Consider the following 17,890-nt stretch of genomic DNA (forward strand, 5'->3'; position numbering starts at 1 on the left):
AGTGGTGACAAGATCGATCCACGCGTCAACGTAGCTCAGTCAACCCGAATCAGTGGAAGGCCTACCACGTGGCAATACCTGCCGCCACGCCCTCGGAGGGCACCGAGGAGACCGTCGGAGACATCACCTACATCCGCACCGACCAGGACCTGCCGCCGGTAGCGATCATCGACCGCTCCCCCATCACCACCAAACACAAGCTGATCTTCGCGACCATCGCGATCCTCGGCGCGTTGGCGTGGGCGATCATCGCGTTCTTCCGCGGAGAAACCGTCAACGCCGTGTGGTTCGTGATCGCGGCGATCTGCACCTACGTCCTGGGCTACCGGTTCTACGCGCGGCTCATCGAACTGAAGCTCGTCCAGCCCCGCGACGAACACGCCACTCCCGCCGAGATATTCGAAAACGGCACCGACTACATGCCGACCGACCGGCGCGTGCTGTTCGGCCACCACTTCGCCGCGATCGCCGGGGCGGGTCCGTTGGTGGGTCCGGTGCTGGCCACCCAGATGGGGTTCCTGCCGGGTGCCATCTGGATCATCATCGGTGCGGTGGTCGCCGGCTGCGTGCAGGACTACCTGGTGCTGAGCATCTCGACGCGCCGGCGCGGCCGCTCGCTGGGCCAGATGGCGCGCGACGAACTCGGTGTCGTCGGCGGCGTGGCCGCCATTGTCGGCGTGCTGGTCATCATGGTGATCCTGCTGGCGGTGTTGGCGCTGGTGGTGGTCAACGCCCTGGCCGACAGCCCGTGGGGCGTGTTCTCCATCGCGATGACCATTCCGATCGCCATCTTCATGGGCCTCTATCTGCGCTTCTTCCGGCCGGGACGGGTGTCGGAGGTGTCGCTCATAGGTGTCGTGCTGCTGCTGCTCGCGGTGGCCTCCGGCGGGTGGGTGGCCGACACCGCCTGGGGTACAGACTGGTTCACGCTGTCCAAGGTCACCCTGTCGTGGTGCCTGATCATCTACGGCCTGGCCGCCTCGGTGCTGCCGGTGTGGTTGCTGCTGGCGCCCCGCGATTACCTGTCGACGTTCATGAAGGTCGGCACCATCGCGTTACTCGCGGTGGGAATCCTGGTCGCGCGGCCGCTGATGGAGGCGCCCGCGATCTCGCAGTTCGCCACCCGGGGCGACGGTCCGGTGTTCGCCGGGGCGCTGTTCCCGTTCCTGTTCATCACGATTGCCTGCGGTGCGCTGTCGGGGTTCCATTCGCTGATCGCCTCCGGCACCACCCCGAAGCTGCTGGAGAAGGAAAGCCAGATGCGGCTGATCGGCTACGGCGGCATGCTGACCGAGTCGTTCGTCGCGATCATGGCGCTGATCACCGCCTCGATTCTCAACCAGCACCTGTACTTCGTGATGAACGCACCGGCGGCGGCAACCGGCGGGGCGGCGGAGTCCGCGGCGGACTACGTCAACAATCTCGGTTTGTCCGGGCAACCCATCAGCGCGGACGAGATCACCGCGGCCGCCGAAAGTGTCGGGGAGGAATCGATCATCTCCCGCACCGGCGGCGCACCCACCCTCGCGTTCGGGATGGCCGAGGTACTGCAGGTGTTCGGCGGCCCCAACCTCAAGGCGTTCTGGTATCACTTCGCGATCATGTTCGAGGCGTTGTTCATCTTGACGACGGTCGACGCCGGCACCCGGGTGGCCCGCTTCATGTTGTCCGACGGCCTGAGCAACATCGGGGGCCCGATGCGCAAGCTGCGCGACCCCAGTTGGCGGGTGGGCGCCTGGACCTGCAGCGTGGTGGTGGTCGCGGCGTGGGGGTCCATCCTGCTGATGGGGGTGACCGATCCGCTGGGCGGCATCAACACCCTGTTCCCGCTGTTCGGTATCGCCAACCAGTTGTTGGCCGCGATCGCGCTGACCGTTGTCACCGTGGTGGTGATCAAGCGGGGCCATCTCAAATGGGCCTGGATACCGGGGGTTCCGCTGCTGTGGGATCTGATCGTGACGATGACCGCGTCGTGGCAGAAGATCTTCTCCGGCGATCCCAAAGTCGGTTACTGGACTCAACATTCGCAGTACGTGGCGGCCAAGGCGGCCGGCCAGACCAGCTTCGGCGCCGCCAAGACGCCGGGCGAGATCGACGCGGTGATCCGCAACACCTTCATCCAGGGCACGTTCTCCATCATGTTCGCGGTGCTGGTGCTCATCGTGTTCCTCGCCGGAGTTGTGGTGGCGCTGCGTTCGATCCGCGGCACCGGCCGACCGTTGACCGAGGATGAACCCGTGCCCTCACGCATTTTCGCTCCCGCCGGCATGATTCCGTCCACCGCCGAGAAGGAGGTGCAGCAGCAATGGCACGAGCTATCAACAGCCTCCGGCAAATCCGTTGGTACTGGGCATCATTGATGGGCGACAACCACTACCAGCGCTACGTCGAACACCGTCGGCGCCGCCACCCGGGTCAACCGGTGTGCTCCGAACGCGACTACTGGCGGATGCGGCATGCCGCCAGCGACGCGAACCCCGGCGCGCGCTGCTGCTGAGATGACCCGACCAGCGGCAGCGCAGGACACCGGCGTCGGATACCCGCTGGCGACCTACCGATACGTCCGGCTGGCCCTCGTTGCGGTCGTCGCCGGCCTGCTGGCCTCGATGGTGCTGGCGGCCACATCCGACAACTGCTGGCAGACCTCGATCAGTGCGTTCTACTACACCGTCGCCCACGCGGTTTTCATCGGCGCGTTGTGCGCGGTGGGAGTATGCCTGATCTCGTACAAGGGCCTCACGACGCCCGAGGACATCCTGTTGAACTTCGCCGGGTTCCTCGCCTTCGTAGTGGCATTGGTGCCCACCAGCAGTCCCCTGCACAACCCCAAAGATCCGGCCACCAGTTGTGGACTCTGGTTGCCGACCCACAGTGTCACCACCGCCGCGGTGAGCAACAACGTCATCGCCGTGCTGGTCGGGGCCGCGGTGGGCATCGTGACGTATCTGGTGGTGCGCGCGCAGGCCGGGCCCGCCCCGGGCGCCGATGTGGACCACGGTGCCCACCGCTTCGAGCCGGACCGCCCGCCGCGACCGGTGCTGGTCGCGGTGGCCGACTTCGTGCTCAAGTGGGTTCAGGTGGCCGCGCCGGTGCTGACCGCCGCGGCGCTGGCGGCCGGGCTGCTCTGGTTTCTGATCGACCGCGATTCTTTCTCGGCCGGCGCGCATTCCGCGGCCGCGATCGCCATGTTCAGCGGCATCATCGCGGTGGTGGTGCTGTATGCGTGTTACTCGATCCAGCACTTCTGCCACTGCCGCGCTCGCGGGCGATTCACTGTGGGGTACATCACCATCGCGGCCGTGATGAGCGCCACGTTGGTGGTGGTGGGCGTCCTGCACGTGCATCTGCGGACCTGGAATTACGCGATTCTGGGCCTCGAAATCGCTCTGATCGTTGAGTTTGCGGCTTTTTGGCTGCTGCAGACGCTGGATTCGTGGAACGGCCAGTACCGTCCCGTCGTGCCGCGGGCACCGTTGCGGCCCGCCACAACGACGGCCTCGGCGGAGGCGGACTGAATGATGCGTTATGCTGGGCGAGATGCTGACGCGCCACAGCGCCCGTCGGTACGTCGTGAAATCTTTTGGGAACTCACCGCATCTCGGTGAGGAGCACAACCCACACGAACAGTTCTCGCGGCGATCGATTTTGCCCACCGGCAATCTCGCCACCTTAGCCTGTCATGTAACGGTTGTTGCCGCGATGACAGCGATGCCTGAAAGGCAACACTCTCTGTGACAATTGAACCCACTTTCGCCAGCCTCGGTGTTTCCGACGGACTGGTCAAGACGCTTGCCGCACAAGGCATTAGCGCACCCTTTCCGATTCAGACCAAGACACTGCCGGACTCCATGACGGGCCGCGACGTGCTGGGCCGCGGAAAGACCGGCAGCGGTAAGACCCTGGCGTTCAGCCTCCCGTTGGTGACCCGGCTGTCGCCCGGACGCCGCCGTGCGGCGCAACCGTCGGGCCTGATCCTGGCGCCCACCCGCGAACTGGCCACCCAGATCACCGCAACGCTGCAGCCGCTGGCCGCCGTTGCCGGCTTGACCGTCACCACCATCTTCGGCGGCGTGTCCCAACACCGTCAGGTCCAGGCCCTCAAGGCCGGCGTCGACATCGTGGTGGCTTGCCCCGGCCGCCTCGAAGACCTGATGCGTCAGGGCGAAATCAGCTTGAAGGCCGTGGAGATCACCGTCATCGACGAGGCCGACCACATGGCCGACCTGGGCTTCCTGCCCGGCGTCACGCGCATCCTGTCGGCGACCCCCTCCGGTGGTCAGCGCCTGTTGTTCTCGGCAACCCTGGACAACGGCGTGGACAAGCTGGTGGCGAAGTTCCTGCGGGAACCGGTCCTGCATTCGGTCGATGAGGTCAACTCCCCCGTCGCCGCGATGACCCATCACGTGTTCCACGTCTCGGGCGTCGAGGACAAGCGGAGACTGGTGCAGTACCTCGCTTCGGGCACCGGGCGCCGAATCCTGTTCCTGCGCACCAAGCATCAGGCCCGCAAGCTGGCCAAACAACTCACCGAGGCCGGTGTGCCGTCGGTTGATCTACACGGCAACCTGTCCCAGCCCGCACGCGACCGCAACCTGGCCGCGTTCACCAGTGGTACCGCCCGGGTGTTGGTGGCCACCGACATCGCGGCACGCGGCGTGCACGTCGACGATGTCGAACTGGTCGTGCACGTGGATCCGCCGATGGAGCACAAGGCCTACCTGCACCGGTCCGGACGCACCGCGCGCGCCGGCAATGCCGGCGACGTCGTAACAGTGGTGCTGCCCGAGCAGCGTCGCGATACCCGGACCCTGCTGCAGCGCGCGGGGATTCGCGTTGAGCCGCAGCAGGTCTCGGCCGAGTCCGATTCGGTGCGCGATCTGGTCGGGGAGTTGGCTCCCTTCCAGAAGCCCAAGCCCGTTGTCGCGCAGCCGGTCTCGCAGAATCGCTCGAAGCCGCCCCATCGCAGGTCCGGTGGCGGATCACCGGCGGGTCGCGGTGGCGCCCGTTCGGGGCATCAGGGTTCCGGCGGTGGCCGGGGCCGGCGGCCGCAGCGCGCCGCTTCGGCCTAACCAACTCGTGGACACACCGGCAGGCCCGTTGGGCCTGCCGGTGTTGTCGTCGCTGACCTCAGTGGCCGCCGCTGCGCTGCACGCGCACACTGCGTGCGGTCACCGTCACGCACATCCGACCCGGTAGATACAGCTCGATCTGGCTCATGGACTCAGCCTCCTTTCGCCGCAGCAAAACCGCTAACAGCAGCGCTCTCGGTGTTCTATGCCGATCGGCGAAAACCGGCACCTGCGCCGTTGCAGCACACCAAGAACCGACCTCAGGCTAACGGCACTTGCGCTCTCACGCCATCAGACTTAGGTTTTTATCAGACTTAAGTGGCCGCTTATTGGGGACTTGTTGCATCGATCACGGCTTGTTCTAATACAAAGATGCCGGTCCTCAGGCGCGCCGCCACAGCCCGCGCCGTCTCCGCCGGCGAGGTGTTCGCTCTGATCCGCGCCGGCGCGGTGAGCACCCGGAGCGAAGTCCGCGCGGCCACCACATTGTCGCGGACCGCGGTTGCGGCCCGGGTGGACGCGCTCAAGACGCTCGGGCTGGTCACCGAGCGCGAAGAGGGCGCTTCCACCGGGGGTCGGCCCCCGACGCTGCTGCGCTTCGACGGCGCGGCCGGAGTCGTGTTGGCCGTCGCGATCGGCCGCAGCCGCACCTGCCTGGCGATCGCCGACCTGGCCGGAACCGTTCGGGCGCACTGCGAGGTCGATCTCGACGGTCGCGCGGGACCGGAGGAGTTGATGGCGGATGTGACCAAGCGCCTCGAGGCCCTGGTCGGCGAGTCCGGCCACGACCTCGCCGAGATCCGCGGAGTGGGCCTGAGCCTTCCCGGTGCCGTCGATCAACTGCGCGGCGCCAGCATGAATTCCCCGATCATGAGCGGCTGGGACGGCATCGCGCTTGCGCCGTACTTCGCGCCTCTGACGGCGGCGCCGGTCGTCGTGGACAACGACGCCAACGTCATGGCACTGGCCGAATGGCGCGACGGGCACCGGGACGTCGACGACCTGCTAATGCTGAAGCTCTCGACCGGTCTCGGCGCCGGGATCATCGCGGGCGGTGCGCTTCGGCGCGGGGCGGTGGGTGCCGCCGGCGAGTTCGGACACAATAAAATCGCGGCCGCGCAAGGACTTCCGTGTCGATGCGGCGACACCGGCTGCCTCGAAGCCATCGCCGGGGGCTGGACCCTGGTCCGCACCCTGCAGCAACACGGGCACACCGTCGGACATATCCGCGATGTCGTCGACTTGGCCAACCGCGGCGAACCCGAGGCGCGTCGCCTGCTGCGCGACAGCGGCCGACACATCGGTGAGGTGGTCGCCGCTGCGGTCAACCTCCTCAACCCGGCGGTCGTGGTGGTCGGCGGCGATATGGCACGGGCGTACGACTTCCTGGTGGCCGGCCTACGCGAAACCCTCTACGGCACCGCGACGGCCCTGGCGACCCGCGCCCTGCAGGTCGTGCCCGCCTCGCACGGGGACCGCAGCGCCGTCGAGGGGTCGGTCGCGTTGATCCTCGACCGGATCCTGTCCGCCGACGCCGTCGACGCCGCCCTGGCCGGCCCCTGACCGCTGCCCACACCCAGGGATGGACCCGCGTCCGGGCGTCTGGCAAGATTTGATCAAATATCGAAAATAGCCGGACCCGAGGGTGAGGACGACGAATGGACTTGGAGTGGTCAGCGCAGGATCGCGCATTCCGCGATGAGGTGCGCGAGTTCCTCGAACAGAAGCTCACCCCGGACCTGCGCGCCGCCGGCCGGCTGATGACCAGCGTGTACGCCGACCATGAGGCCAGCATGGCCTGGCAGGCCATCCTGCACGAGCGCGGTTGGGCGGCCCCGGCGTGGCCGGTGCAGTACGGCGGGTGCGATTGGACGCTGACCCAGCACTACATCTTCAGCCGCGAGTCGCAGTTGGCGGGCGCCCCGTCGCTCTCCCCGATGGGGATCAAGATGGTGGCCCACGCCATTATCAAATTCGGCACCGACGAGCAGAAGGCGTTCTTCCTGCCGCGCATCCTCACCGGTGAGGTGTTCTTCTGCCAGGGCTACTCCGAACCGGAGTCGGGCAGCGACCTGGCCTCGCTGCAAATGGCCGCGGTCGCCGACGGCGACGACCTGATCCTCGACGGCAGCAAGATCTGGACCACGCATGCGACCGAGGCCAATTGGATGTTCGCCCTGGTCCGCACGTCGCGGCTGGAGCGCAAGCAGCAGGGCATCACCTTCGTGCTGCTCGAGATGGACACCCCCGGCATCGAGGTGCATCCCCTGGTCATGACCTCCGGCGAGGAGGTCCAGAGCCAGGTGTTCTTCTCCGGGGTGCGGGTCCCGCAGGCCAATGTGCTCGGCGAGATCGACGACGGCTGGACCGTGGCCAAGTACCTGTTGGAGTTCGAGCGCGGCGGCGGCGCCACCGCCCCGGCGCTACAGGTGATGGCGGAGGAAATCGCTACTGCCGCAACACATCAGCGTGGACCCGACGGCGCACCGCTGATCGAGGACCCCGCCTTCGCGCGCAAGCTCGCCGATGTCCGGATCCGCACCGAGGTGCTGGAGATTCTGGAATTCCGGACCCTGGCGGTGGTCGCCGAGGGCGGCAACCCCGGGTCGGCCTCCTCGATGCTCAAGGTGATCTCGACCGAGTTGAGCCAGGCGATCACCGAGTTGGCCCTCGAGACCGCCGGTCCGCGGGGCCGGGTCTATCAACCCCATGCCACCCGTCCGGGCGGGCCGGTCACCGAATACGAGCCACCGGCCGACGGCTACGTCAGCGGACAGCCCTGGCAGGCGGTGGCACCGTTGCGGTACTTCAACGACCGCGCCGGATCGATCTATGCCGGCAGCAATGAAATTCAGCGGAACATCCTCGCCAAAGCGGCGCTCGGGCTCTAGGGAACTGGTATGGAATTCAACCTCAGCAAGGAACAGGAACTGCTGCGCGACGGCCTCGCCAAGTTCCTCGACACCCGCTATGACCTGCCGAGGAGCCGCACCGCGGCCAAGACCGGCTCGGGGTGGCAGCCCGAGATCTGGCGATCGTTCGCCGACGAACTCGGCATCCTGGGTGCCACCTTCGACGAGTCCGTCGGCGGGATCGGCGGTGGCGCAGAAGAAATGATGGTCATCACCGAGACGTTGGGCCGCGCCCTGGTGGTCGAGCCCTACGTCAGCACCGTGGTGGTGGGCGGCGGACTGCTGGCGCGCGCCGACACCGCGCCGGCCCGCGCGGTGCTGGAACAGATCGTGGCGGGCACCGCCGTCGTCGCGCTGGCCCATCTCGACGCGGAGGGGCCGGCCGCCGCGGCCTCCGACGGCGACGGCTGGGTCATCACCGGTGCGAAGTCGGTGGTACTCGACGCGCCGTTGGCCACCCACCTGTTGATCACCGCAGACACCGCTGAGGCCACCTCGCTGTTTCTCACCGAATTCGATGCGTCGGCCCTACCCGCCGGGCTCACGGTGCACAGCTATCGGACCATCGACGACCGGCAGGCCGCCGACCTGGTGTTCGACGGCCTGCGCCTGCCCGCCGACGCCAGGCTCAGCGTGGCCGAACCGTCGCTGGCGCGGGCTCTGGACGAGGGTGCGGCCGCGGTCGCGTCCGAGGCGGTGGGCTGCATGCGAAAGGTGTTGGCCGACACCGTCGAATACTCCAAGCAGCGCCAGCAGTTCGGTCAGCGCATCGGCAGCTTCCAGGTGCTCCAGCACCGCATGGTCGACATGTACATGGAGCTCGAACAGGCGGTGGCGGCGGTTTATCTCGCGGTCCTGAATCTGGATGCCGAACCGGCGACGCGAGCCCGGGCGGTCTCGGCGGCCAAGGCGACCGTGGGGCGCGCGGCCCGCTTCATCGGCCAGAACGCGGTGCAGTTGCACGGCGGCATGGGCATGACCGAGGAACTGGCCATCGGCCACTACTTCAAGCGACTCACCGCGGTCCAGTACGAATTCGGCAGCACCGACTACCACGTGACGCGCTACGCGGAGCTCACCAAGCCCTAGCCTGAACCGACGACTGTCAGCTGGTGTCTCGTTGTGCGCGTGCGCTTTTCATGCGTTGCGCACGTTCGGCACCGCGGGTGCGGGTGCGGCGGGGCATCTGCAGGCCACGGTTCGGTGTCGACGCGCTCCCCGACGCCGCCAGCGTAAGCGTGGCAGTCGTGACGTCCCAGTCCGGGAACACGAGGCGACTCCCGGGATGGGTGGTGTACGTGTGACCAGTGGGCGAAGTCCACACGATGGTGCCGTCGGGATGCTGCACATCCGACCAGCCCTGCTCACCGGTCCAGAAGGTCTTGAGCAAGTGATTCTTGCGGCACAGGCAGCGCAAATCCGACGGATGGGTCGGCCCCACCGGGTACGGAATCACATGATCGATGTCGCAGAACTGCGCCGGGGTGCTGCAACCGGGGAACCGGCAGAACATGTCCCGAGCGCGGACGAACGCGGCCAGCGCCGCCGACGGCCGGTAGCCGGGCTCGGGGTGTGTCGGTGGTGCGGTGAGGGGTTTGACTCGGGCGCCGTTGAGCAACAGCTCTTGCAGCAGCGGCTGGGGGACGATGCCGCCGCCCTGCAGCACTGCTGCCGGCTGCCGCACCGGCGCGGGCGCGGCGGTCTGCGTTGCGTCCTTCGAGATTCCGGTGCGGGCCGCGGTGATGGCGCGTTCGTCGGCCAGCACGTGGATGACCGCCGGGCTGCGACTCGGCTTCACCGTGGCGCCGGCACAGCCGGAGTTGCCGCACCGACAGGCCAACGGACCGGACTCGGCGGCCATCGCACCCAAGGCATCAACGCGACGCTCACCCGCACTGCGCGGGTCACCAGCACACAAGTGCCGAGTCAGCTCGACCAAACGCTTCTTGATCAGCGCTGCGTCGGTGCTGTAGAGCCGGCCCCACATCGACGACGTGCCGGTGTCATCCTCAGGCTTACCGAACTGCACATCCCGACCCCGCGCCGCAGCCTCGAAGGCGCGGACCGCATCGGGGTCGTGTTCGGCGAGGACCTTGTCGATTGCCAGGTCTAGTTTGGCGTCCGAGAGCGGCCCCCAGTGGACAGCCTGGTCGGCGATCGCGGAGTCGATGGCCGCCAGGGCGTCGTCGTCGATGACCAGATGGGTGCGCCAGGCGATGGTCGAGGCCGTCCGCGCGCTCACGGCACCGGCCGTCAGCAAGGCGAAGACGCGGGGCAGACGGGTGTGCATCGCCCGCGCCAGATACATCTGACCAGAAGCCCGCCGCTGGCTCAGGCCCAGCGCGGCGCCGATCTCGGCAGCGGCGGCGTCCCAGGGATCGCAGGCCCACAATTCGCGTTCGTCGTCGTCAAGCAGACGCAGATCCATCAGTGCGTGGATCGCCGCCAACCTCCGGGCCGCAGCGGCGGCTTCGGCACGTGCGGCGTCGGTGATCGCGGTGATGACGGCCGTGTCATCGTCCGGATCGAAGCCTGATTCGCACATGCGTTCGATTATCGTCCGCCCGGGCGTCGCTCGCTCGTGCGGACCGCCCAGCTGTGGATGAAGTCGCGACTGTGGACAACTCCCCCCTTGCGGGTAACCATCCGGCGCACCACAAGCGATATACCCGTATCAACCCGGGTCGGGGTGAACGGAAAGCTCATGTTCACAAGATTCGTCCTCGCCCTGGCGGTCGCCCTGACCGCCGGGTTTCTCACCGTGGCCACCCCGCCCCCGGCGGCCGCGGACAGCGTCGAGATGCTCGAGGTCCCCTCCGCGGCGATGGGCCGCGACATCCGCGTCCAGTTCCAGGGCGGCGGCCCGCACGCGGTCTACCTGCTCGACGGCCTGCGCGCGCAGGACGACCGCAGCGGATGGGACATCAACACCGGCGCGTTCTCCTGGTTCAACGGATCCGGTCTCTCGGTGGTGATGCCCGTCGGCGGCATGTCCAGCTTCTACACCGACTGGTACCGGCCCGCGGTCGGTAACGGCACCACCCAGACCTACAAATGGGAGACGTTCCTGACCTCCGAACTGCCCGCGTGGCTGTCGGCGAACCGTGGCATCAGCCCGAACGGCAATGCCGCCGTGGGGCTTTCGATGTCAGGCAGTGCGGCGTTGATCCTGGCCGCCTACCATCCGGGCCAATTCGGTTACGCCGCTTCGCTGTCCGGGTTCCTCAATCTTTCCGAAGGCTTCTGGCCGATCCTGGTGAGTGTGGCCATGGCCGATGCGGGCGGCTTCAACGCCCTGGACATGTGGGGGCCCTACGGTGGGTCGGCGTGGCAGCGCAACGACCCGATGCTGCAGATCGGACGCCTCGTCGGCAACAACACCCGCATCTGGGTGTACTGCGGCAACGGCAACCCCTCCGACCTGGACGCGGGGTTGGGCAATGCCCAGATCCCTGCCCAGTTCCTGGAGGGCGTCACGATCCGCACGAACAAGAACTTCGCCTCGGCCTACCAGTCCGCCGGCGGGTCCAACGGCGTGTTCAACTTCCCCGCCAACGGAACCCACAGCTGGGGATACTGGGGTGGACAACTTCAGGCGATGTTGCCCGACCTGCAACGCGTGTTGGGGGCGACGCCGGCGGCCTGAGTCGAAAGCCTCAGAGTCTGAATCGGCCGGCGAACCCGCGCAGCGGCAGGTCGGCGCTGGTGAGCAGTCCCGGGGGTGCGGCCACCACCTGCGGTATCGCGTTGAGCGCCGGCAGACCGGTCACGGTCATGCCGATCGAGGCGAAGGCCGTGGGATCGGCAAGGTCCACACCGGGTTTCGGGAAGATCATGTGCTTGTTGTACACGTACGGGTCCCCCGCGATCTTGGTGATGTAGCAGCCCTTGATGTCCCAGCTGGGGTCGGTGAACGGCGTCATCTGCCATTCCAGATGCGTCTCGACGCGGGGCACGCCGTCCACCATCCCCTGGTACTTGATGTAGTTGCCGCCGAGCGATCCCTTGGGCAGCTGGTACCAACCCAGGTCGACGTCCTTGGTGCAGGCGCCCAGCTCGGCGCTGAAGACCACCTCGTCGAGTTCCAGGTCGAAGCAATCGGCCATCATCAGCACGCTGTCGGCGAAGACCCGGGTGTACTTCTCCAACATCTCCGGAATCTCCGGGTCGTCGACCGGGCGACCGTAGCCGACCTCGATCCAGGTTTCCTTGGAGTGATGGCAGGACACGTCGACGGATTCGATGGTGGTGACGTTCTCGATGTCGGCGACATCGGCCGAACACACCACGCCCAGAATCTGATTGACCCCCGGGTTCATGCCGGTGCCGTAGAACGTCGCGCCGCCCTTGGCGCAGGCTTCGGCCAGGAGTTCGGTGACCGGCTTGCCGGAGGGGTGCGGATGGTTGGTATCGCGGTGCCAGCCGGTGATCCAGTCGGCAGTGGTGACGATGTTGATCCCGGCCTCGAGAACCCGCACATACAGATCCTCGTCGGGAAACACACCGTGGAACGTCACTACGTCGGGCTTGGCGGCGAGGATCTCCTCGATGGTGCCGGTGGCGCGCACACCGACGGGGTCGATGCCGCCGAGTTCCCCGATGTCCTTGCCGACCTTCTCCGGCGAATAGCAATGCACGCCGATCAGTTCGAGTTCGGGCCGGTTCTGAATGCGCCGGATCATCTCGCTGCCGACATTGCCGGTTGCGACCTGGAATACCTTGATCGGGTTGGCGGGCATCGGGACGCCTTTCTAGGAGTGGGTTGCCAGCTCGGCGGCGCTGCCACCGCGGCCGTCGGGATAGAACTGCTTGGCCCAGTTCCGGATTGCGGTGAATCCCTGGTGTTCGGAACTGGCCAGCGCGGGCGGGTCGGAATACCGCTGGTGCGCCCAGATGTGCACGTCCTGACTGAACTGGCGGATCACCTCTTGGCCGAACTCGGCGGCCTTCGCGGCGGCGCGTTCCGGATTCCGGGCGGCCGAGTCCCCTTGCGGGCGACCGATGTACACCATGAAACGCACGTCGGAGGTGGACTCGTCGACCGGCGTGATCGCCGAGATCGTGCGGTTGTCGATCATCCCCCAGCTTTTGGTCACCGCTATACCGAGGCCACCGTTGATGGCCTCGACACCGCTGTTGATGTCCTCGATCGACTGGGCGTCGTCGCCTTCGAAGGTGATGGTGAAGTCGACGAAGGACACCGGCGCGTCGAAGTCGTGCCGCGTGAACACCGGAACGATCGGCGTCTGGTGGACATACTTGAAGTGCGCGAAGTCCACGCCGTTTTCCAGCACGTACTGCGGGTGCATTTCCAAGCCCTGCCGAAACAGCCGCTGCTGCGGGTAGTAGCCGGCGGCGCTGCTGCCGTCGGCGAAGTCAGCGAAGACATCGGGGGCCTCGAAGTACGGCTCGCGGTCTTGGAGGTCGTGCCAGATGTACACCGAGTCGTTGCGCTCCACCACCGGGTAGGTCTTGATCCGCCGGCCCCGGTTGGGCCGGTCCTCATACGGGATGCACACGTTGCGGCCCTCGCCGTTCCACTGCCAGCCGTGGAACGGGCACTGCAGCACCTCGCCGACCACGGTGCCGCCGTGGCCGAGATGAGCGCCGAGATGTTCGCAGTAGGCGTTCATGACAGTCAGCTGTCCGCCCTCGGCGCGCCAGGCGATCATTTCCTGATCGAAGTACTTCATGGTGTGGACCGCGCCGACGGCGACCTCGTCCGACCAGGCGACCTGGAACCACCCTGTGGGTTTCATGGACAATGGCGGCTTTGCCATCGAGTGACCTCTCATAGGCGCTGCGGGCCGGACCCGCAGAACAATAGTGCCCTTACCGGCAGAATAATAGGGGGCACTGTGAAATGGTGCGGAAACCACTACTATCAGGCGCTATGACCGCCGCAGGCACCGAGGGAAGGCGCAGCAATCGGCGCGGCGCGGCCACTCGGGAAAGCATGCTCGAGGCCGCGGTGCGCTGCCTGGCCTCCGGCGACCCGGGCGCGGTGTCGGCCAGTCGGATCGCCAAGGAGATCGGTGCCACCTGGGGCACCGTGAAGTATCAGTTCGGCGACGTCGACGGGTTCTGGGCCGCGGTGCTGCACCACACCGCCGAACTGCGCGGCGAATTCCCGGTGCAGACCGACCGTGACTCGTCGCTGCGCGCCCGCGTTTCCACCATCATCGAAACCCTTTACGCGGGACTGACATCCAGCCATTCCCGAGCCATCGAGAACCTGCGCGCGGCCCTCCCCAGCGACCCCGCCGAACTGCAACGCCTCTACCCACGCACCGCCGCGGAACTGTCGGCCTGGGGCGACAGCTGGCTGCGATCGTGTCAGCGGGCATTCGCCGACCTCGACGTCGACGCTCACCGGGTCCGCGAGGTGGCGGCGTTCATCCCCGGCGCGATGCGCGGCATCGTGTCCGAACGTCAGCTCGGCAGCTTCTTCGATCTCGACGAGGCTCGGCGCGGACTCACCAACGCCATCGTCTGCTATCTCGAGCACTCGGCTCAGGACAGCGAACGCTCCAGCGCGGCAAGCGAATCGACCAGGTAGCTCTGGTCGAACGGCGGCATGCCGCCCACCGTGTCCCGGAAACTCTGCGGCGTGCCCGTCCAGTCGTAGGTCAAGATGACCTCGGTCCCGGCGTCGTTCGGCTTCAGGTCGTACCGCCAACTCCAACCGCCGGGCTGGTGGTTGCCGTCGTCGTCGAGGGTGCCCGGCAGCCAGCCGATAGCGCGGTCGGCCTCGAACACGTCGACCAGGTTGTGCATGACGTAATGCCCGCCCGCGAACTCCAAAAACATGTTCACCGCGAACATTTCGCCGCCGCCGGTGATCTTCTGCTCGGGATCCACCGCGTCGCGCACCCAGTCGCTGGGCTCGACATCCTGGTGCCGCGCCGGGTCGGCCAGCACCGCGAACACCTGCTGCGGCGTGGCGGCGACCGTGCGGGTGACCACATACCGCTGCTCGTTCACGCGCTGACCCCCTGCCCGTACAGCCTGGCGACGTCCGGGGAGTCCAACCACTTGGCGTAGGTCGGCGACTTCGGCCAGCCCGCCGGCGAGTCCTGCCATTCCTCTTGCCGGCCCCACGGCAGGAGGTCGACCAGGGCGAAGGTGTAGCTGAGTTGTTCGGTGCCGCGCCCGTTGGTGTGCCAGGTGCGGTACACCGTGTCCCCGTCGCGCAGGAACACGTTGACCGCGAAGCCCTCGTTGGGCGCGGCGTCGACGTCGGCACCGAAAGAGCTTTCCGACGACGAATACCACGCCATCTTGTTGCCGACTTTGTCGCGGTAGGCCAGCGCCTCGGCGATGGGCCCGTTGGTGACGATGACGAAGCGGGCGTCGTAGGCGTCCAGGAAGTCCAACCGGGTGTATTGCGAGGTGAGCCCGGTGCACCCGCCGCACTGCCATTCCGCGCCGTCGGACCACATGTGGTGATAGGTGATGAGCTGGGACCGCCCCTCGAATACCTCGGCCAGCCGGAGCGGGCCCTCCGCGCCGATGAGGGTGTATTCGGGCAGTTCAACCACGGGCAACCGACGGCGCTGCGCAGCGATCGCGTCGAGTTCGCGGGTCGCGGCTTTCTCCCGTCGCCGCAAATCGGCGAGTGCGGCGGCCCACGTCTGTTGATCGACCACCGGCGGTTTGGCTTCGCTGTTCATTCGCTCTCCCTCCGCGAGTTCGGCACTTCTACAGGGTTTGACCAACCGCGCCGGAGATACTCATCGCCGGGCTGGATATCGGGGGTGCCGGGCACGTCGCTGCACCAAGAACATAGGATGCCCTTACCTCAGACGCCAGGGTTTGGCGGAAAGTGAGTACTGACAATGGTGTGCATCGAAGGCGACGGGCAATGAGTGTTGAACTTCGCGACGCCGCCGGACTGCGAGTCCTCATCGTCGGCGCGTCCTCCGGAATCGGTCATGCCGTCGCCACCAGCGCCGCCCAGCGCGGAGCCACCGTCGCGGTGGCGGCCCGCCGACTCGACCTGCTGACCGAGCTGGCCGAATCCGTCGGCGGCAGCGCGTTCGAACTCGACGTCCAAGACCCCAAGGCCATCGAGCGGGTCGTCGGCCAGGCCGCCGAGGCGCTCGGCGGAATGATCGACGCCGTCGTCTTCACCAGCACCGTCGTCCCGATCGCCTACGTCGAGGACACCGACGTCGCCACCTGGCTGCATGCGTTTGCCGTCAACGCCATCGGCGCGAACTACGTACTGCGAGCCGCCCTGCCGTACCTGAGCAACGAGGGCGTCGTGCTGATCACCTCCAGTCGTGACGTGGGCCGTCCACGTGCCGGCGTTGCGGCCTACGACGCCAGCAAGGCAGCGCTCGACGAGATCCTCAACTCCTGGCGCAGCGAGCACCCCGAACTGTCGGTCATTCGAGTGGGCATGGGCCCCACCGAGGACACCGAGATCCTGCGTGGCGCGGATCGCGATCTGCTCGACGAGCTGTTCCGGTCCTGGGTCGCGCATGGGCAGCTGCCCGCCCAGATGTCGGAGCTGCGGGACGTCGCAAACACGCTGGTATCACTGCTCACCGCGGCATACGCCAATCCGAGTGTGGTACCCGAGGTCGTGCAGTTGGCACCGCGCATCCGGAAGCGCGACGCGAAGCCACCCACCGCGATCACGCCTTGACGTTCGGCATCGATCAGGTCTCGGTCAGCAGCAATCGTCTGCGCGGCGACGGCAGCAGCCGATACCGTGTCCGGCAATCAAAGGGGATGAGATGAAGTTCTGTGCGCCATTTGCGGCTTCCGTGTTGATGGCGGGCGGGTTGCTGTTCGCCGGGCCGGCCACCGCTGCGGGCGACGACGCCACCGAAACCTGGACGATGCCCGACGTGACCGGCAAGACGCTGGCGCAGGCCCAATCCGCGATAGCCGGACTCAGCGACGACGTCACATTCCGCACGGTGTCCACGGACATGACGGGCTACGCGCGCCCGCAGCTCAGCGCTCCCAGCTGGACGGTCTGCGCGACGGCGCCCCGGCCCGGCGGCACCATCACCGCGAAGACCACGGTCATCTTCGGCGTCGTGCGGTTGCACAGCGAACCCTGCTGACCCACTCCTCCACTTTTCTCGGCGAGCGGCTCACAGGCTCCGGCGTTACGCTTCCCCGTGCCCGATAGCATTCGGGCGCGCTCAACTGGGGAGCCATCATGATCAAATTTCTTGCGCCCGCCGCCGCGGTCGGCGCCGTTGCGCTCGCAGCCGGGCTCACCTTTGCCGGACCCGCCGCGGCCGACGACCCCGAATGGGAGATGCCCGACCTGGTCGGTGCCACCCTCGAGCAAGCCGAATCCTCGGTGGCTGCACTCAGCGACCAGATCACCTTCGAGACCGAGGACCTGACCGGCCTCGGACGCGAGCAGCTCAGCCCCGCCAACTGGACGGTCTGCGCCACCGTTCCGGAGGCCGGTGAAACCCTCACCGCGGACTCGACCGTCGGGTTCGTCGTGGTGCGCCAGCATCAGGAATCCTGCGAGTAGGCCAACTTTCCGGGGCGGCCGATGAGTTTGCCGCGCCCGCGGTGTCTACCTACGTATGCGGGTTGCACCAACCCGTTCCGAGACCCGGAAGGGGCACCCATGGTCATCGTGGCGGGACACATCCTCGTCGAGCCAACCCGACGCGAGGCCTACCTCGCGGATTGCGTCGATGTCGTCGAACAGGCCCGGGTGGCGCCGGGGTGCCTGGACTTCGCGATCACGGCCGACCTGATCGAACCCGGGCGCATCAACGTCTTGGAGCGCTGGGACACGCGCGCGGCGCTGGAGGCGTTCCGCGGCGGCGGGCCGGGTGATGATCAAAGTGCGGTAATGCTGTCGGCATCGGTGGCGGACTACGACGTGGCGCACGCCGGGTAAACGAAAACACCCAACCTGTCAAT

At 67.0% G+C, this 17,890-nt stretch carries 18 protein-coding genes; 13 read left to right on the plus strand and 5 right to left on the minus strand.

Annotated features, from left to right (window positions below):
* Positions 1 to 68 precede the first annotated feature (68 nt).
* The 7 genes from RCP80_RS16855 to RCP80_RS16885 all read left to right on the plus strand — a co-directional run bounded on the left by RCP80_RS16855 (position 69) and on the right by RCP80_RS16885 (position 9,070).
* Positions 69 to 2,360, plus strand: a complete 2,292-nt coding sequence (locus RCP80_RS16855; protein ID WP_308478761.1) for a carbon starvation CstA family protein — start codon at positions 69 to 71, stop codon at positions 2,358 to 2,360.
* Complete coding sequence (locus tag RCP80_RS16860; protein WP_308478762.1) at positions 2,306 to 2,497, plus strand: YbdD/YjiX family protein; 192 nt, start codon at positions 2,306 to 2,308, stop codon at positions 2,495 to 2,497. Before RCP80_RS16855 ends, RCP80_RS16860 begins: the two co-directional genes overlap by 55 nt.
* Before the next feature lies 1 nt (position 2,498).
* Positions 2,499 to 3,515: a diphosphate--fructose-6-phosphate 1-phosphotransferase gene (locus RCP80_RS16865; RefSeq protein ID WP_308478763.1), complete on the plus strand. Its 1,017-nt coding sequence runs from the start codon at positions 2,499 to 2,501 to the stop codon at positions 3,513 to 3,515.
* 216 nt (positions 3,516 to 3,731) lie between these two features.
* Complete coding sequence (locus RCP80_RS16870) at positions 3,732 to 5,069, plus strand: DEAD/DEAH box helicase (RefSeq protein WP_308478764.1); 1,338 nt, start codon at positions 3,732 to 3,734, stop codon at positions 5,067 to 5,069.
* Between the two features lie 372 nt (positions 5,070 to 5,441).
* Positions 5,442 to 6,632, plus strand: coding sequence for an ROK family protein (locus tag RCP80_RS16875; RefSeq protein ID WP_308478765.1), 1,191 nt, complete (start codon positions 5,442 to 5,444; stop codon positions 6,630 to 6,632).
* A gap of 95 nt (positions 6,633 to 6,727) precedes the next feature.
* Positions 6,728 to 7,960 (plus strand): acyl-CoA dehydrogenase family protein, encoded by a 1,233-nt coding sequence (locus tag RCP80_RS16880; protein WP_308478766.1) that lies wholly within the window; start codon positions 6,728 to 6,730, stop codon positions 7,958 to 7,960.
* A gap of 9 nt (positions 7,961 to 7,969) precedes the next feature.
* Positions 7,970 to 9,070, plus strand: a complete 1,101-nt coding sequence (locus RCP80_RS16885) for an acyl-CoA dehydrogenase family protein (protein WP_308478767.1) — start codon at positions 7,970 to 7,972, stop codon at positions 9,068 to 9,070.
* 16 nt (positions 9,071 to 9,086) lie between these two features.
* Here RCP80_RS16885 and RCP80_RS16890 read toward each other — a convergent pair whose 3' ends face one another.
* Positions 9,087 to 10,526, minus strand: a complete 1,440-nt coding sequence (locus RCP80_RS16890; RefSeq protein WP_308478768.1) for an HNH endonuclease signature motif containing protein — start codon at positions 10,524 to 10,526, stop codon at positions 9,087 to 9,089.
* A gap of 159 nt (positions 10,527 to 10,685) precedes the next feature.
* Here RCP80_RS16890 and RCP80_RS16895 point away from each other — a divergent pair, with 159 nt between their 5' ends.
* Positions 10,686 to 11,627: an esterase family protein gene (locus RCP80_RS16895; RefSeq protein ID WP_308478769.1), complete on the plus strand. Its 942-nt coding sequence runs from the start codon at positions 10,686 to 10,688 to the stop codon at positions 11,625 to 11,627.
* 10 nt (positions 11,628 to 11,637) lie between these two features.
* Here RCP80_RS16895 and RCP80_RS16900 read toward each other — a convergent pair whose 3' ends face one another.
* Both RCP80_RS16900 and RCP80_RS16905 read right to left on the minus strand, forming a co-directional pair.
* Positions 11,638 to 12,720 carry an NAD(P)H-dependent amine dehydrogenase family protein gene (locus RCP80_RS16900; RefSeq protein ID WP_308478770.1) on the minus strand — a complete coding sequence of 361 codons (1,083 nt, stop codon included), beginning with the start codon at positions 12,718 to 12,720 and terminating at the stop codon, positions 11,638 to 11,640.
* Positions 12,721 to 12,732: 12 nt separating this feature from the next.
* Positions 12,733 to 13,761, minus strand: a complete 1,029-nt coding sequence (locus RCP80_RS16905; protein WP_308478771.1) for an aromatic ring-hydroxylating dioxygenase subunit alpha — start codon at positions 13,759 to 13,761, stop codon at positions 12,733 to 12,735.
* 113 nt (positions 13,762 to 13,874) lie between these two features.
* Between RCP80_RS16905 and RCP80_RS16910 the strand changes: the two genes are divergently transcribed.
* Positions 13,875 to 14,540, plus strand: a complete 666-nt coding sequence (locus RCP80_RS16910) for a TetR/AcrR family transcriptional regulator (protein WP_308478772.1) — start codon at positions 13,875 to 13,877, stop codon at positions 14,538 to 14,540.
* Here RCP80_RS16910 and RCP80_RS16915 read toward each other — a convergent pair.
* Together RCP80_RS16915 and RCP80_RS16920 are read right to left on the minus strand one after the other, a co-directional pair.
* A complete protein-coding gene (locus RCP80_RS16915) occupies positions 14,495 to 14,965 on the minus strand; it encodes an SRPBCC family protein (RefSeq protein ID WP_308478773.1) in 471 nt (156 codons plus the stop codon). The two genes, RCP80_RS16910 and RCP80_RS16915, sit on opposite strands and share 46 nt — an antisense overlap.
* Positions 14,962 to 15,654 carry a DUF899 domain-containing protein gene (locus RCP80_RS16920; RefSeq protein ID WP_308478774.1) on the minus strand — a complete coding sequence of 231 codons (693 nt, stop codon included), beginning with the start codon at positions 15,652 to 15,654 and terminating at the stop codon, positions 14,962 to 14,964. Before RCP80_RS16920 ends, RCP80_RS16915 begins: the two co-directional genes overlap by 4 nt.
* A 191-nt stretch (positions 15,655 to 15,845) precedes the next feature.
* On the opposite strand from RCP80_RS16920, the gene RCP80_RS16925 reads away from it, so the two are divergent.
* The 4 genes from RCP80_RS16925 (at position 15,846) to RCP80_RS16940 (ending at position 17,867) form a co-directional block, all read left to right on the plus strand.
* Entirely contained in the window at positions 15,846 to 16,634 is a 789-nt protein-coding gene (locus tag RCP80_RS16925) for an SDR family oxidoreductase (protein WP_308478775.1), read from the plus strand.
* Between the two features lie 91 nt (positions 16,635 to 16,725).
* Positions 16,726 to 17,061 (plus strand): PASTA domain-containing protein, encoded by a 336-nt coding sequence (locus tag RCP80_RS16930; protein ID WP_308478776.1) that lies wholly within the window; start codon positions 16,726 to 16,728, stop codon positions 17,059 to 17,061.
* A gap of 98 nt (positions 17,062 to 17,159) precedes the next feature.
* The gene (locus RCP80_RS16935) at positions 17,160 to 17,489 is read left to right on the plus strand and encodes a PASTA domain-containing protein (RefSeq protein ID WP_308478777.1); all 330 of its coding nucleotides are present in this window, start codon (positions 17,160 to 17,162) and stop codon (positions 17,487 to 17,489) included.
* A gap of 99 nt (positions 17,490 to 17,588) precedes the next feature.
* On the plus strand, positions 17,589 to 17,867 hold the full coding sequence (locus RCP80_RS16940; protein WP_308478778.1) for a putative quinol monooxygenase: 279 nt from the start codon (positions 17,589 to 17,591) through the stop codon (positions 17,865 to 17,867).
* Positions 17,868 to 17,890: the final 23 nt, after the last annotated feature.

The organism is Mycolicibacterium sp. MU0053 (assembly GCF_963378095.1).
GTDB lineage: Bacteria > Actinomycetota > Actinomycetes > Mycobacteriales > Mycobacteriaceae > Mycobacterium > Mycobacterium burgundiense.